The 14,931-nt window shown below is 66.5% G+C and carries 15 protein-coding genes; 6 read left to right on the top strand and 9 right to left on the bottom strand.

Going from position 1 to position 14,931, the window contains the following annotated elements:
* Nucleotides 1-42 precede the first annotated feature (42 nt).
* Both trxB and trxA read left to right on the top strand, forming a co-directional pair.
* Nucleotides 43-1,005: a thioredoxin-disulfide reductase gene (gene trxB, locus ACIA8E_RS14120; protein WP_399297799.1), complete on the top strand. Its 963-nt coding sequence runs from the start codon at nt 43-45 to the stop codon at nt 1,003-1,005.
* A gap of 44 nt (nt 1,006-1,049) precedes the next feature.
* Nucleotides 1,050-1,382 (top strand): thioredoxin, encoded by a 333-nt coding sequence (gene trxA / locus ACIA8E_RS14115; protein WP_030930508.1) that lies wholly within the window; start codon nt 1,050-1,052, stop codon nt 1,380-1,382.
* Nucleotides 1,383-1,461: 79 nt separating this feature from the next.
* On the opposite strand, the gene ACIA8E_RS14110 is transcribed toward trxA, so the two are convergent.
* The 9 genes from ACIA8E_RS14110 to rpmH all read right to left on the bottom strand — a co-directional run bounded on the left by ACIA8E_RS14110 (nt 1,462) and on the right by rpmH (nt 8,345).
* The gene (locus ACIA8E_RS14110) at nt 1,462-2,079 is read right to left on the bottom strand and encodes a GNAT family N-acetyltransferase (protein ID WP_313938240.1); all 618 of its coding nucleotides are present in this window, start codon (nt 2,077-2,079) and stop codon (nt 1,462-1,464) included.
* A 299-nt stretch (nt 2,080-2,378) separates the two neighbouring features.
* A complete protein-coding gene (locus tag ACIA8E_RS14105; RefSeq protein ID WP_399297796.1) occupies nt 2,379-3,476 on the bottom strand; it encodes a ParB/RepB/Spo0J family partition protein in 1,098 nt (365 codons plus the stop codon).
* Nucleotides 3,473-4,549 (bottom strand): ParA family protein, encoded by a 1,077-nt coding sequence (locus ACIA8E_RS14100; protein WP_399298143.1) that lies wholly within the window; start codon nt 4,547-4,549, stop codon nt 3,473-3,475. The genes ACIA8E_RS14105 and ACIA8E_RS14100 overlap by 4 nt, the downstream gene beginning before the upstream one ends.
* A 293-nt stretch (nt 4,550-4,842) precedes the next feature.
* Entirely contained in the window at nt 4,843-5,559 is a 717-nt protein-coding gene (gene rsmG, locus ACIA8E_RS14095; RefSeq protein WP_399297794.1) for a 16S rRNA (guanine(527)-N(7))-methyltransferase RsmG, read from the bottom strand.
* Between the two features lie 109 nt (nt 5,560-5,668).
* Nucleotides 5,669-6,178 carry a protein jag gene (locus ACIA8E_RS14090; RefSeq protein ID WP_399297792.1) on the bottom strand — a complete coding sequence of 170 codons (510 nt, stop codon included), beginning with the start codon at nt 6,176-6,178 and terminating at the stop codon, nt 5,669-5,671.
* A 14-nt stretch (nt 6,179-6,192) separates the two neighbouring features.
* Nucleotides 6,193-7,458, bottom strand: a complete 1,266-nt coding sequence (gene yidC / locus ACIA8E_RS14085) for a membrane protein insertase YidC (protein WP_399297790.1) — start codon at nt 7,456-7,458, stop codon at nt 6,193-6,195.
* A gap of 3 nt (nt 7,459-7,461) precedes the next feature.
* Nucleotides 7,462-7,821 carry a membrane protein insertion efficiency factor YidD gene (gene yidD / locus ACIA8E_RS14080; RefSeq protein WP_078852785.1) on the bottom strand — a complete coding sequence of 120 codons (360 nt, stop codon included), beginning with the start codon at nt 7,819-7,821 and terminating at the stop codon, nt 7,462-7,464.
* On the bottom strand, nt 7,818-8,189 hold the full coding sequence (rnpA, locus tag ACIA8E_RS14075) for a ribonuclease P protein component (RefSeq protein WP_078852784.1): 372 nt from the start codon (nt 8,187-8,189) through the stop codon (nt 7,818-7,820). The genes yidD and rnpA overlap by 4 nt, the downstream gene beginning before the upstream one ends.
* A gap of 18 nt (nt 8,190-8,207) precedes the next feature.
* Nucleotides 8,208-8,345 carry a 50S ribosomal protein L34 gene (rpmH, locus tag ACIA8E_RS14070; RefSeq protein ID WP_030930485.1) on the bottom strand — a complete coding sequence of 46 codons (138 nt, stop codon included), beginning with the start codon at nt 8,343-8,345 and terminating at the stop codon, nt 8,208-8,210.
* A 392-nt stretch (nt 8,346-8,737) separates the two neighbouring features.
* Between rpmH and dnaA the strand changes: the two genes are divergently transcribed.
* From dnaA to recF, 4 genes are all read left to right on the top strand, one after another.
* A complete protein-coding gene (dnaA, locus tag ACIA8E_RS14065; RefSeq protein WP_399297787.1) occupies nt 8,738-10,537 on the top strand; it encodes a chromosomal replication initiator protein DnaA in 1,800 nt (599 codons plus the stop codon).
* Nucleotides 10,538-11,563: 1,026 nt separating this feature from the next.
* Nucleotides 11,564-12,694, top strand: a complete 1,131-nt coding sequence (gene dnaN / locus ACIA8E_RS14060) for a DNA polymerase III subunit beta (RefSeq protein ID WP_030930479.1) — start codon at nt 11,564-11,566, stop codon at nt 12,692-12,694.
* A 131-nt stretch (nt 12,695-12,825) separates the two neighbouring features.
* Nucleotides 12,826-13,704, top strand: coding sequence for a phosphogluconate dehydrogenase (NAD(+)-dependent, decarboxylating) (gene gnd, locus ACIA8E_RS14055; protein ID WP_399297785.1), 879 nt, complete (start codon nt 12,826-12,828; stop codon nt 13,702-13,704).
* Nucleotides 13,705-13,789: 85 nt separating this feature from the next.
* The gene (recF, locus tag ACIA8E_RS14050) at nt 13,790-14,920 is read left to right on the top strand and encodes a DNA replication/repair protein RecF (protein ID WP_399297783.1); all 1,131 of its coding nucleotides are present in this window, start codon (nt 13,790-13,792) and stop codon (nt 14,918-14,920) included.
* Nucleotides 14,921-14,931 lie beyond the last annotated feature (11 nt).

Here is a 14,931-nt window from a genome sequence, read left to right as displayed (position 1 = left end):
GGCGTGGACAGTAGGCAGTCTGCAGAGACGAGGAAGAAACCCGTGAGCGACGTCCGTAATGTGATCATCATCGGCTCCGGCCCTGCGGGCTACACCGCGGCCCTCTATACCGCGCGCGCGTCGCTGAAGCCTCTGGTGTTCGAGGGCGCCGTGACCGCTGGTGGCGCCCTGATGAACACCACCGACGTGGAGAACTTCCCGGGCTTCCAGGACGGGATCATGGGCCCCGAGCTCATGGACAACATGCGCGCCCAGGCGGAGCGGTTCGGCGCCGAGCTCATCCCCGACGATGTGGTTGCCGTCGATCTGGCCGGTGACATCAAGACCGTCACCGACACGGCGGGCACGGTGCACCGCGCCAAGGCCGTCATCGTCACCACCGGCTCTCAGCACCGGAAGCTCGGCCTGCCGAACGAGGACGCCCTCTCCGGACGTGGTGTCTCCTGGTGCGCGACCTGTGACGGCTTCTTCTTCAAGGACCAGGACATCGCCGTGGTCGGCGGTGGCGACACGGCCATGGAAGAGGCAACGTTCCTCTCCCGCTTCGCCAAGTCGGTCACAATCGTCCACCGCCGGGACTCGCTGCGGGCTTCCAAGGCCATGCAGGACCGGGCCTTCGCCGACCCGAAGATCAAGTTCGCCTGGGACAGTGAGGTTGCCGGTGTCCACGGCGAGCAGAAGCTCTCCGGTCTGACGCTGCGCAACACCAAGACCGGCGAGACGTCCGAGCTCGCGGTCACCGGCCTTTTCATCGCTGTCGGCCACGACCCGCGTACGGAGCTCTTCAAGGGTCAGCTCGACCTCGACGACGAGGGCTACCTCAAGGTCAGTGCTCCGTCGACGCGCACCAACTTGACCGGTGTCTTCGGTGCCGGCGACGTCGTCGACCACACCTACCGGCAGGCCATCACCGCTGCCGGCACCGGCTGCTCCGCCGCCCTCGATGCCGAGCGCTTCCTCTCTGCGCTCGCCGACGAGGAGAAGGCCGCTGCGGCCACCGTCTGATCCACGCCTCTCACCCCACACCCCGCAAAGTTAAGGAGGCCGCCGTGGCCGGCGCCCTGAAGAACGTGACTGACGACTCCTTTGACGAGGACGTCCTGAAGAGCGAGAAGCCCGTACTCGTGGACTTCTGGGCCGCATGGTGCGGTCCGTGCCGCCAGATCGCCCCGTCTCTGGAGGCAATCGCGGCCGAGCACGGCGACAAGATCGAAATCGTCAAGCTCAACATCGACGAGAACCCGGCCACCGCTGCCAAGTACGGCGTGATGTCGATCCCGACGCTGAACGTGTACCAGGGCGGCGAGGTCGCCAAGACCATCGTCGGAGCCAAGCCGAAGGCCGCCATCCTCCGCGACCTCGAAGGCTTTATCGCCGAGTAGCACCACGGTCGGCTGTTTCACGTGAAACGGGTCCATCCCTTGGGGATGGACCCGTTTCACGTTCTCGTGGGGTCTCCGATCACAGCGGACGCAGTGCCGGCTCCTTCTGTACGGCACCGAGCAGCCGGTCCAGCGCCAGTTCGACGTCTTCCTTCCACGAGAGCGTCGTGCGCAACTCCAGTCTCAGCCGTGGATGCACCGGATGCGGACGTACGGTCTTGAAGCCCACCGCCAGCAGATGGTCCGCCGGGAGCACACACGCGGGCTCCTTCCACCGGGCATCCCCGAACGCCTCGATCGCCTTGAATCCCCGTCGCAGCAGATCCTTGGCGACGGTCTGCACCATGACGCGCCCCAGTCCCTGGCCCTGGTAGCCGGGCGTGATCCAAGCAGTCATCAACTGCACGGCGTCGGGGGACACCGGGCTGGTGGGAAAGGCGGTCGAGCGCGGCACGTACGCCGGTGGTGCATAGAGAACGAAGCCGACCGGCACGTCGTCCACGTAGACGACACGGCCGCAGGATCCCCATTCCAGAAGGACGGCGGAGATCCAGGCTTCCTTCTCCAGCTCCGGGGTCCCTGCCTTTATCGCAGCTTCCCCACTGACCGGATCAAGCTCCCAGAAGACACACGAGCGGCACCGCTTGGGGAGATCGGGAAGGTTATCCAGTGTGAGCGGTACGAGCCGCCGTCCCATGAAAGCTGTTCCTCGCTTCCTTCGCCCGCCGCATCGCGTGCGGCGGCCAATGCGCTCCGTTCACGGAGCAGGCCGCCGACAAATCCTCCGACAGCCCCCAGGCCCAGCCCCACTGTCACCAGTTGGCTGCGGCTCACTGATCGCATGGCCCTTCCTCCGCCGAGGTGGATCAAGCTGATGTGCCATACCACAACGAATCGTATCCACCCGGAGATGAAGTCGATACCGTGAGAAAGCAAAGGGCGGGCTGTATTCCGGCATGTTCCGGAATACGGCCCGCCCCGACATTCAGCCGGACGTCAGCTCTCGCCGTCCTCGGCAGTCTCGTCGGACAGGCCCCGCTCCAGAACGCGGCCTTCGCCTGGCGCCAGGCTGCCGAGAATGCGGTCCAGGTCTTCCATCGAGGCGAACTCGACGACGATCTTTCCCTTCTTCTGTCCGAGATCGACCTTCACCCTGGTCTCGAAACGGTCGGAGAGCCGGGAAGCAAGGTCGGAGAGCGCAGGCGACAACCGGCCGCCGGCGCGAGGCCCCTTGGACTTGGGGGTACTGCTGGGGCGGGAGCTCATCAGCGTCACGATCTCCTCGACCGCTCGCACTGAGAGCCCCTCGGCCACGATGCGATGGGCCAGCCGGTCCTGCTCCTCGGAGTCGTCCACGGACAGCAGTGCCCTCGCGTGACCGGCGGACAGCACCCCGGCAGCCACCCTGCGCTGCACCGGCGGAGACAGACGTAGCAGCCGCAGCGTGTTGGACACCTGCGGACGGGAGCGCCCGATCCGGTCGGCCAGCTGGTCATGCGTGCACTTGAAGTCCTTGAGCAGCTGGTCGTACGCGGCTGCCTCCTCCAGCGGGTTCAGTTGAGCCCGGTGCAGGTTCTCCAGGAGCGCGTCCAGAAGCAGCTTCTCGTCGTCCGTGGCCCGGACAATAGCCGGGATCCGCTCCAGACCGGCCTCACGGCAGGCCCTCCAGCGCCGCTCGCCCATGATGAGCTCGTAGCGTTCCGGCCCCAGCTTCCGTACGACTACGGGCTGGAGCAGGCCGACCTCCTTGATGGAGGTGACCAGCTCCGCAAGCGCGTCCTCGTCGAACACTTCACGCGGCTGACGAGGGTTCGGGGTGATGGATCCGATAGGGACCTCGGCGAAGTACGCCCCTGCGGCATCCGTCGGCTCCGCGGACGACTCGGACTCTGCGGGTGTACTCGGCTCCGGCACCACGGGAGCGGCCGTGAGTGTGGTCACCTTCGCGGCGGCCACGCCTCGCTCGGTGGTCATCACCGGGATCACGCCCTGCGAGTCCGAACCCGCTCCGGAGGCCGGCACCTGACGTTCCTGCGGGGCAGCGGGAATCAGTGCACCGAGCCCACGCCCCAACCCTCTACGACGCTCACTCACTGGATCCCCTCCGAAATGTTCTGCTGGCTGTTCTGGCTGCCCGTCTGGGCATGCTGAGCCTCGTAATGCACCCCGACCCCCCGAAACGCGATCTCACGAGCGGCTTCAAGATACGACAGGGACCCGCTGGAACCCGGGTCGTAGGTCAAGACGGTCTGCCCGTAGCTCGGTGCCTCCGAGATCCGCACGGATCGAGGAATGCTTGTGCGCAGCACCTCCTTACCGAAGTGGCTGCGCACCTCCTCCGCTACCTGGGAAGCGAGCCTGGTCCTGCCGTCGTACATGGTGAGCAGGATCGTCGACACATGCAGATCGGGGTTGAGGTGCCCTCGAACGAGGTCGACGTTCCTCAGTAGCTGCCCCAGTCCCTCCAGCGCGTAGTACTCGCACTGAATAGGAATCAGTACCTCGGCGCCCGCAACCAGGGCATTGACCGTCAGTAGACCGAGCGAAGGCGGGCAGTCGATGAGGATGTAGTCCAACGGCTGCTCATACGCCTGAATCGCCCGCTGCAGGCGACTCTCCCGCGCCACCAGCGACACCAGCTCGATCTCCGCACCGGCGAGATCAATGGTGGCGGGGGCGCAGAAGAGACCTTCGACGTCCGGGACGGGCTGAACCACGTCGGAGAGCGGCTTGCTCTCGACCAGGACGTCATAGATGGAGGGGACTTCGGCATGGTGATCAATGCCCAGTGCCGTGGAGGCGTTGCCCTGCGGGTCGAGGTCGACCACGAGAACGCGTGCGCCGTGAAGGGCCAGCGAGGCGGCGAGGTTGACCGTCGTAGTGGTCTTGCCCACCCCACCCTTCTGGTTGGCCACCACCATGACGCGCGTCTGGTCAGGACGGGGCAGCCCCTCGCCGGCACGGCCGAGGGCCTCGACGGCCAGTTGGGCCGCACGACCGATGGGTGTGTCATCCATCGGCGGTGGTGTTTCACGTGAAACACCGTCCCCCGCCGATTCGGTTCGGGGACCGGGGACCGGATCGGCCATCGGTCCCGCGATGTTGGCGTCGGACCGCACGGATTCACTCTCCTCGACTTCAGGCTCGCAATGAGCAGAGCCTGCCATGCTTTCGGGGTCGCGAACCAGCGAGGCCCACTCTTCTGTGGATGAATCCACTTCTGTGGACAACCCCGTAGCCCTAACGGGCTTGCGATGCCGCGGCGCGGCAGCCGCGCGACCGCGACTGATGATTCCATGCAGCAGAGAGCGACGTTTCACGTGAAACACGATGCCCCTGCAGCGTAGCTACAGGGGCACGACACTCCGCATGCGGTACATATGGCCGCTTGCGCGGAGCATCACTGGTAAACGGCGCGAACCGCACGTAACAGGCCATGTCGCAGCGTTACGACACGGGCTCAGCGACGCCGCCGCGTACGGCTGACCCTGGCAGCCTTCGCCCTCTTTGCGGCGAACCTCACACCGCCCGGGCTCTCACCGACCACCACTCGCACCACAGTGGACATCGGTTCGACCACGCCCTCACCGACGTGCAGCACCTCGGTGTCCACCACGCCGAGCTTGCTCAAGGCCGCACGCGCGCCGCTGATCTCCTCCTCGGCGGTATCGCCCTTGAGCGCAAGCATCTCTCCGTACGGACGCAGCAGTGGCACGCCCCAGCCCGCCAGCCGATCGAGCGGCGCCACAGCGCGAGCGGTCACAACATGAACCGGCTGCAGCGTCCCCAGGACCTCCTCGGCCCGGCCGCGGACGACCGTCACGTGGTCCAGCCCCAGCAGCTCGACCACTTCCTGAAGGAAATTCGTCCGCCGAAGCAGCGGCTCCAGCAAGGTGATCTTCAGATCCGGACGCACCAGCGCCAACGGAATACCCGGGAGACCCGCGCCGGAGCCCACATCGCAGACCGTGACACCCTCGGGCACGACCTCGGAGAGCACCGCACAGTTCAGCAGGTGCCGCTCCCACAACCGCGGCACCTCACGAGGACCGATCAGCCCTCGCTTGACCCCGGCATCGGCAAGCAGTTCCGCGTACCGGACAGCCTCCGGGAAGAGCTCACCGAAAACCGCCCGCGCCTCTTCGGGCGCCTGGGGAAGTTCTACCTCCGCCGTCACGGGAACCGTCCTTCCGTACCGCACTACCGCACTGTGGGTGGCTGACTATCAGGCTGACAAAGATCGGCCCCGCCTGCGAACAGACGGGGCCGACAGAACAAGGGTCCGGTCAGGCCGGGAGAACGACGACGAAGCGCTGCGGCTCCTCGCCCTCCGACTCACTGCGCAGACCTGCGGCCGCAACCGCATCATGCACAACCTTGCGCTCGAACGGCGTCATCGGGTCCAGCCTGACCGGCTCACCGGTCTGCTTGACCTCGTCCGCGGCCTTGGCACCCAGCTCCGCGAGGACCTCGCGCTTCTTGGCCCGGAAGCCCGCGATGTCCAGCATCAGCCGACTGCGGTCACCGGTCTCCCGGTGCACGGCCAGTCGCGTCAGCTCCTGGAGCGCCTCCAGCACCTCACCGTCGCGGCCCACGAGCTTCTGCAGTTCACGTGCCGATTCACTGATGATCGAGACCGCGGCCCGGTCCGCCTCGACATCCATGTCGATGTCACCGTCGAGATCGGCGATGTCGAGCAGGCCCTCGAGGTAGTCGGCTGCAATCTCCCCTTCCTGCTCGAGGCGGGTCAAGGTGTCGCTGCCCTCAGCGGCCGTGGAGGTGGTGCCTTCCGTCACGGATGGACTCCTTCTTACTTCTTGGACGGGTGCTTGGGCCGCTGCGGACCCTTGCGCTGTCCGGACTTGGCTTGGCGTGAGGAGCCGGACGCGGGCTTGCCCGCCGGCGTGGGCTTGTCGTCCTGCGGTGCGTCCTGCTTCTCCAGCGAAGTCTTGGGCTCCGACTCGGTGGAATCGGCCTCCTTCGCCGCGCCCTGCTGGGCCGCACCGCTCTGACGCTTCGCCTTGGTCTGGCGCTTGGGCTGCTGGCGCTTCTGCGCGGCTCCGCCCTCGGCCTCGGCAACAGCGGTGTCGCTCTTGGTCACCATGCCGTCCTCCTGGGCGGCGAGGCCGAGCTTGGCCAGTCCGGCGATGAACTTCCGCTCGATGTCGTTGCGGTCCGAACCCTTCGAGACGATCCGCTTGACGGTGTTGCGCTTGGTCCTGCCGCGCACCTCACCGTGAGCGGTGACGCTCTTCAGCAGACGTCCCAGGTACTGGTCCTGCGCCTTGCTGCCCGGGGTCGGGTTCTGGTTGATCACGTACATCTGCTGACCCATGGTCCAGACGTTGGTGGTCAGCCAGTAGACGAGGACACCGACGGGGAAGTTGATGCCCATGACAGCGAAGATCAGGGGGAAGACGTACATCAGCATCTTCTGCTGCTGCATGTACGGCGTCTTGACCGTCAGGTCGACGTTCTTCGTCATCAGCTGACGCTGGGTGAAGAACTGCGACGCCGACATCATCACGATCATGACCGCGGTGACGACGCGGACGTCGGTCAGCGAGGCACCGAGCGCGGCGACCTCCGACGCACTGTCGGTGAACTTTGCAGCCAACGGAGCGCCGACGATGTGTGCCTGCCGGGCACTGTCCAGCAGCGGCTGGTTGATGACACCGATCGTCTTGCCCGAGGCGATGGCCGAGAGCACGTGATACAGGGCGAAGAAGAACGGCGACTGCGCCAGGATGGGAAGGCACGAGGAGAGCGGGTTGGTACCCGTCTCCTTGTACAGCTTCATCATCTCTTCGGACTGACGCTGCTTGTCGCTCTTGTAGCGCTCCTGGATCGCCTTCATCTTCGGCTGGAGCACCTGCATGTTCCGGGTCGACTTGATCTGCTTAACAAAAAGCGGGATCAGACAGATCCGGATCAGCACCACCAGGGACACGATGGACAGGCCCCAGGCCCAACCCGTGTCATCGCCGAAGATCGCTCCGTACAGCTTGTGGAACTGGACGATGACCCACGAAACGGGGTAGGTGATAAAGCTGAACAGACTGGCAATCGTGTCCACTAATCAGGCTCCTTGAGCTTTGGGCGAGGTCTCTGAGGCCGGGCTAGGGGGTTCGGAGACCGTCCCCCCAGGAGGCACATCAGCGGCGGAGTCCCCGCCCTTGCTGCCACGTATTGCGTTACGCAGCAGTTCGTGCCAACGCGGGCGTTTGCGTGGCGGAACGTGATCCACGCCGCCGGGTGACCACGGATTGCATCGCAGGATGCGCCATGCGGTCAGCGCCGTTCCCTTGATCGCTCCGTGCCGGTCGATCGCCGTATATCCATAGTGGGAACACGACGGGTAGTAACGGCAGACGGGCCCGAGTAGTGGGCTGATCGTCCACTGATACAGCTTGATGAGAGCCAGCAGCGGGTACTTCATCGCGCGCCCCCTCCCAGCAGCCGCTGAAGGGCGGCATCCAGGTCTCGGGCCAGCTGTTCATGGTCGGCGTCACCCGATCCGGGCAACGCTCGTACGACAACCAGGCTACCGGGGGGCAGCAGGGCCAGTCGTTCGCGGACCAGATGGCGAAGCCTGCGCTTCACCGCTGTGCGGACGACCGCTCCACCCACGGCTTTGCTGACAACGAAACCCGCACGCGGCGGGGGAGCACTCTCCCCAGTCACGTGCGGGTCCGTTGCACCGCTGCGTAGATGGACGACGAGTAGCGGGCGGCCGGCCCGGCGTCCTCGACGTACTGCGGTCGCGAAGTCCTCGCGCCGCCTCAGCCGATTCTCGGTAGGCAGCACGTCATGACCTGTACGCGATCAGGCGGACAGGTTGGCGCGACCCTTGCCACGGCGGGACGCGAGAATCGCGCGGCCGGCACGGGTGCGCATACGCAGCCGGAAGCCGTGGGTCTTCGCGCGACGACGGTTGTTCGGCTGGAAGGTGCGCTTGCTCACTCGGGGGCTCCAGAAATGATTGTGTGTTGGCGGGACATCGCCTGGCTGTCACCGTGCGCCCACGAGAGACTCGCGTAAACGCCTTAGTGCACCGCTTCACAATCACTGATCGTGATCTTTGCCCATCGGAGGCAGGCGGCAGCAGCCATCGACAACTCGACCTGGTCACGGTACGCGCGGCTACGCCATCCGGTCAAACCGGCTCCGCGGTGGCCCTGCGACGGCCTTACCACGACCCGCGCTGTACACAGCCTGTGGACAACAACTTGAACGACGCGGGTCGGCCTGACTACCGTGGCTGAACTCCGGTTCTTTTTCTTCCCGCCTGCCGGGCCTTACCCATCCCGTCCCGAGAACCACATATTCGTGGGACCAGCGAGAGAGCGTGCCTTGTGGCTGACGTACCTGCCGATCTTGCCGCAGTGTGGCCACGAGTGCTGGAGCAGCTCCTCGGGGAGGGCCAGCAGGGCATCGAGCCGAAGGACAAGCAGTGGATCGAGCGCTGCCAGCCGCTCGCACTCGTCGCCGACACTGCGCTGCTCGCCGTCCCCAACGAATGGGGCAAGCGTGTCCTGGAGGGCCGGCTAGCGCCGCTCATCAGCGAAACGCTGAGCCGGGAGTGCGGCCGCCCGATCCGGATCGCGATCACCGTCGACGACTCCGCGGGCGAACCGCCGAACCCGCCGGCGCCCCCGATGCACCAGTCCCAGCAGCCGCAGCACCGCTACCAGGGACCGCAGCACGACGAGCGGCAGCACAACGACGCGTACGAGGGTTACGGCCACCGGCCCACGGACGACGGCATGCCGACGGCCCGGCCGGCCTACCCCGACTACCAGCAGCAGCGCCCCGAGCCGGGCGCCTGGCCGCGCACCTCTGAGGATCTTTCCTGGCAGCAGCCCCGGCTCGGCGGTTTCCAGGAGCGCGACACGTCCGCGGAGCAGTGGCGTGAGCAGCAGCACGACTACCGTCCGCAACAGCCGCAGCACGGCTACCGGTCGCAGCCGCCCGAGCGCCAGGGTTACGAGCAGCAGCGCCCCGAGCGCCACGACATGCCCGAGCCCCAGCACCGGCAGGGCGGTCCCGGCACCGGACGCCCCGGAGGCGTCACCGGGCCGATGGGCGCACAGCCCGCACCCGCACCCGGTCCCGGCGAGCCGCATGCCCGGCTGAACCCGAAATACCTCTTCGACACCTTTGTCATCGGCGCGTCCAACCGGTTCGCGCACGCGGCCGCCGTCGCCGTCGCCGAGGCACCCGCGAAGGCATACAACCCCCTCTTCATCTACGGGGAGTCGGGGCTCGGCAAGACCCATCTGCTGCATGCCATCGGGCACTACGCGCGGAGCCTCTACCCCGGCACCCGGGTGCGCTACGTGAGCTCCGAGGAGTTCACCAACGAGTTCATCAACTCGATCCGCGACGGCAAGGGCGACACCTTCCGCAAGCGGTACCGCGATGTGGACATCCTGCTGGTCGACGACATCCAGTTCCTGGCGAGCAAGGAGTCGACGCAGGAGGAGTTCTTCCACACCTTCAATACGCTCCACAACGCCAACAAGCAGATCGTGCTGTCCTCCGACCGGCCGCCCAAGCAGCTGGTCACCCTGGAGGACCGGCTGCGGAACCGCTTCGAGTGGGGGCTGACCACCGATGTGCAGCCGCCGGAGCTGGAGACGCGGATCGCGATCCTCCGCAAGAAGGCTGTGCAGGAGCAGCTCAACGCCCCGCCGGAGGTCCTGGAGTTCATCGCGTCCCGCATCTCGCGCAACATCCGCGAGCTGGAGGGCGCACTGATCCGGGTGACGGCCTTCGCCAGCCTCAACCGGCAGCCGGTGGACCTCGGGCTCACCGAGATCGTGCTCAAGGACCTGATCCCGGGCGGCGAGGACTCGGCTCCGGAAATCACGGCATCGGCCATCATGGCGGCGACCGCGGACTACTTCGGTCTGACCGTGGAGGATCTCTGCGGATCCTCGCGCAGCCGGGTTCTGGTGACGGCTCGCCAGATCGCGATGTACCTCTGCCGCGAGCTGACGGATCTTTCGCTGCCCAAGATCGGTGCGCAGTTCGGTGGTCGCGACCATACGACCGTGATGCACGCGGACCGCAAGATCCGTGCGCTGATGGCGGAGCGGCGCTCCATCTACAACCAGGTCACCGAACTCACCAACCGCATCAAGAACGGCTGACGGAGCGCCGGACGGCATCTGTCACGTTCTCTGCACGGCGTCGGACGGGCGCCCCGGACGGACTCTCACACAGTCCTCGGGGCGCCCTTCGTCGTTTCGGGACGCCCGCGAAGGTCTCCCGAGCTCCTCCAGGGGGCTTCTGAGACCTCTCCATGCATCTCTGCACCGTCTCGATGGGCCCCATGAGCGCTTCCGAAGGGCGTCCGGAGCGCGTCCGAGACCGCTTCGAAGGGCTTCCGTGCGTCTCCGTCGCGACCCCGGTGTTCGAATACACGCCGCCGACCTGGGGTTCTCCACAGATCTCGGGAGAATTCGCCCTCCACAGCCTGGGGACCACGAAGTTGTCCATACTGCTTCCACAGGGGCGGCGGCCGATACTTCATCAGGCCAGGTCAAGGGCCTGGGGATTTGTGGCCAACAGTGATCCACAGCCTGTGGACAGAATATTCGTCCACAAGGGGCATCCGATGTTGTCCACTGGCGGCCCACAGGCAGAGCCATGTTGTCCCCAGCTTCTCCACACCCCTGTCCACTGTTCGGCAACGCGACACCGCCTTTCACCGCGCAGAGTGAAAGGCGTCACACCAAGGAGGCTGGTTGGGCTGTGGGGAACCTGGGTAAAGCTGGGGACAGCCCTGGGGAGAAACACCCCCGCCCTGTGCATCGGGTGTGCAGAACTTTCGCGTGTCCACAGAAACACCGGGTTGTCCACCGGTGCCACCCACAGGGTCGGTGGACAAAAAATGGGGCCTGACCTGCGGAAACGACGTTATCCACGGTTTCCACAGCCCCTACTACTACTGCCACTTAGAGTTAGCTGGGAATCTGCTTCGAAGTGGGGCCTGTGCACAACTTGATGCCGGAGCTCCCCGAACCTCTTGTCGCGACTTGACCCCGAGCAGCACCGAGTGTCGGTGCCGTACGTCAGACTGGTCCCCGGCGTCCTCCTCCTGCCATCGGCGGAGTGACCCCGACCAGACGACGAAGGCCAGCAGGGCGAGCGAGCAACAGCAGGAGGCGGTTCCGGTGAAGATCCGGGTGGAGCGCGATGTACTCGCGGAGGCGGTGGCCTGGGTGGCTCGCAGCCTTCCGGCCCGTCCGCCGGCGCCCGTTCTTGCGGGCCTTCTGCTGAAGGCTGAGGACGGGGCCCTCAGCTTCTCGAGCTTCGACTACGAGGTCTCGGCCCGGGTCTCGGTCGATGCCGAGGTCGAGGAGGACGGCACGGTGCTGGTCTCCGGCCGACTGCTCGCCGACATCTGCCGCGCCCTTCCCAACCGCCCGGTGGAGATTTCCACCGACGGTGTACGGGCCACGGTGGTCTGCGGCTCTTCGCGATTCACACTCCACACCCTTCCTGTGGAGGAGTACCCGGCACTGCCGCAGATGCCGACCGCGACGGGCACGGTCCCCGGCGAGGTCTTCGCTTCCGCAGCCGCCCAGGTCGCCATCGCAGCGGGCCGCGACGACACACTGCCCGTCCTGACCGGTGTGCGGATCGAGATCGAGGGCGACACGGTCACCCTGGCCTCCACCGACCGCTACCGCTTCGCGGTCCGCGAGTTCCTGTGGAAGCCGGAGAACCCGGACGCCTCGGCCGTCGCCCTGGTGCCCGCCAAGACGCTGCTGGACACCGCCAAGGCGCTGACCAGTGGTGACACGGTGACTCTGGCCCTGTCCGGCTCGGGTGCCGGCGAGGGCCTCATCGGCTTCGAGGGTGCGGGCCGGCGAACCACCACGCGACTGCTCGAAGGCGACCTGCCGAAGTACCGGACGCTGTTCCCCACCGAGTTCAACTCGGTCGCGGTCATCGAGACCGCCCCGTTCGTCGAGGCCGTCAAGCGTGTGGCCCTCGTCGCCGAGCGGAACACCCCGGTGCGGCTCAGCTTCGAGCAGGGTGTGCTGATCCTGGAAGCCGGTTCCAGCGACGATGCACAGGCTGTGGAGCGTGTCGACGCGGTGCTGGACGGCGACGACATCTCGATCGCCTTCAACCCGACGTTCCTGCTCGACGGGCTCAGCGCGATCGACTCCCCGGTCGCCCAGCTCTCCTTCACGACGTCCACCAAGCCCGCGCTGCTCAGCGGCCGGCCCGCGGTGGATGCCGAGGCGGATGACGCGTACAAGTACCTGATCATGCCGGTCCGCCTCTCCGGCTGATACGACCGTCGGTCCCTCACGGCAGATCCCGACAGGCATGCTCAGCGCCGAGCATGCCCGCCGGCCTGTCCCAGGCCGGGCGTAGGCTCGGCTATTGGGTACGAATCGGCACAACGCTTAAGGAATCTTTGATGGAGCTCGGTCTCGTCGGCCTCGGCAAGATGGGCGGCAACATGCGCGAGCGCATCCGCCGCGCAGGCCACACCGTCCTGGGTTACGACCGCAATCCGGACGTCTCCGATGTCCACAGTCTCGAAGAGCTTGTGGGCAAGCTGAAGGGCCCGCGGGTCATCTGGGTGATGGTCCCGGCCGGTGCGGCGACGCAGTCCACGATCGACGAGCTGGCCGCGCTGCTGTCGCCCGGCGACATCGTCGTGGACGGCGGGAACTCCCGCTGGACCGACGACGAGAAGCACGCGGTCGAACTGGGCATCAAGGGCATCGGCTTCGTCGACTGCGGGGTCTCCGGTGGCGTCTGGGGCCTGGAGAACGGCTACGCGCTGATGTACGGCGGCGACGCCGGCCACGTGGCGAAGGTCCAGCCGATCTTCGACGCCCTGAAGCCGGAGGGTGACTTCGGTTCCGTCCACGCGGGCAAGGTCGGCGCCGGCCACTTCGCGAAGATGGTCCACAACGGCATCGAGTACGCCATGATGCAGGCGTACGCCGAGGGCTGGGAGCTTCTGGAGAAGGTCGACTCCGTCACCGATGTGCGCGAGGTCTTCCGCTCCTGGCAGGAGGGCACGGTCATCCGCTCCTGGCTGCTCGACCTGGCCGTCAACGCGCTGGACGACGACGAGCACCTCGACAACCTGCGCGGCTATGCGCAGGACTCCGGCGAGGGCCGCTGGACCGTCGAGGCGGCGATCGACAACGCGGTGCCACTGCCCGCGATCACTGCGTCGCTCTTCGCGCGTTTCGCCTCGCGTCAGGACGACTCCCCGCAGATGAAGATGATCGCCGCGCTGCGCAACCAGTTCGGTGGCCACGCGGTCGAGAACAAGAAGTAACCGCAACGCAAGGCGGGCCGGACCAGCAACTCCGGCCCGCGCTACGGAGCACGGAGCAGGAAGCCGGGAAGGTCGGCGTACACCCATGCATGTCACGCATCTCTCGCTGGCCGACTTCCGCTCGTACGCCAGGGTCGAGGTACCTCTCGATCCGGGCGTCACCGCGTTCGTGGGTGCCAACGGCCAGGGCAAGACGAATCTCGTCGAGGCCGTCGGCTACCTCGCGACGCTCGGCAGCCACCGCGTCTCCTCCGACGCGCCGCTGGTACGGATGGGTGCGGACCGGGCTGTCATCCGGGCCGCTGTCGCACAGGGCGAACGCTCCCAGCTGATCGAGTTGGAGCTCAACCCGGGCAAGGCCAATCGCGCCCGGATCAACAGATCGTCACAGGTCAGGCCGCGTGATGTGCTGGGGATCGTACGGACGGTGCTGTTCGCGCCGGAGGATCTGGCGCTGGTCAAGGGCGATCCCGGGGAGCGGCGGCGCTTTCTCGACGAGCTGATAACGGCGCGTTCGCCGCGGATGGCGGGGGTCCGCTCGGACTACGAGCGGGTGCTGAAGCAGCGCAACACCCTGCTGAAGTCCGCGGCGATGGCGCGCAGGCACGGCGGTCGGTCGATGGATCTGTCCACCCTCGATGTATGGGACCAGCATCTGGGCCGGGTGGGCGGGGAGCTGCTGGCGCAGCGGCTTGATCTGATCGCTGCCCTGCAGCCGCTGGCCGACAAGGCGTACGCGGATGTCGCGCCCGGCGGTGGCCCCGTGACCTTGGAGTACCGCAGTTCGGTCGGCGCGGGCGTGGAGCCGGCCCGTACTAGGGACGAGCTGTACGAGCAGCTGATCGCCGCCCTCGCGGAGGTGCGTAAGCAGGAGATCGAGCGAGGTGTGACGCTGGTCGGCCCGCACCGTGACGATCTGCTGCTCGGGTTGCGCGGTATGCCTGCCAAGGGGTACGCGAGCCATGGCGAGTCCTGGTCGTACGCGTTGGCGCTGCGGCTGGCTTCGTACGATCTGCTGCGCAGCGAGGGCAATGAGCCGGTGCTCGTTCTGGACGATGTCTTTGCCGAGTTGGACGCGCGGCGCAGGGAGCGGTTGGCAGAGCTGGTGGCTCCTGGTGAGCAGGTGCTGGTGACGGCCGCGGTGGACGATGACATTCCGGGCGTGCTGGCGGGTACGCGGTACACGGTGTCGGCAGGCGAGGTGGAGCGCGTATGAGTGGCTCCGGT

Origin of the sequence: Streptomyces sp. NPDC051664, from assembly GCF_044453545.1 — a bacterium.
GTDB lineage: Bacteria > Actinomycetota > Actinomycetes > Streptomycetales > Streptomycetaceae > Streptomyces.
This window is presented reverse-complemented; position numbering and strand designations above follow the sequence as displayed.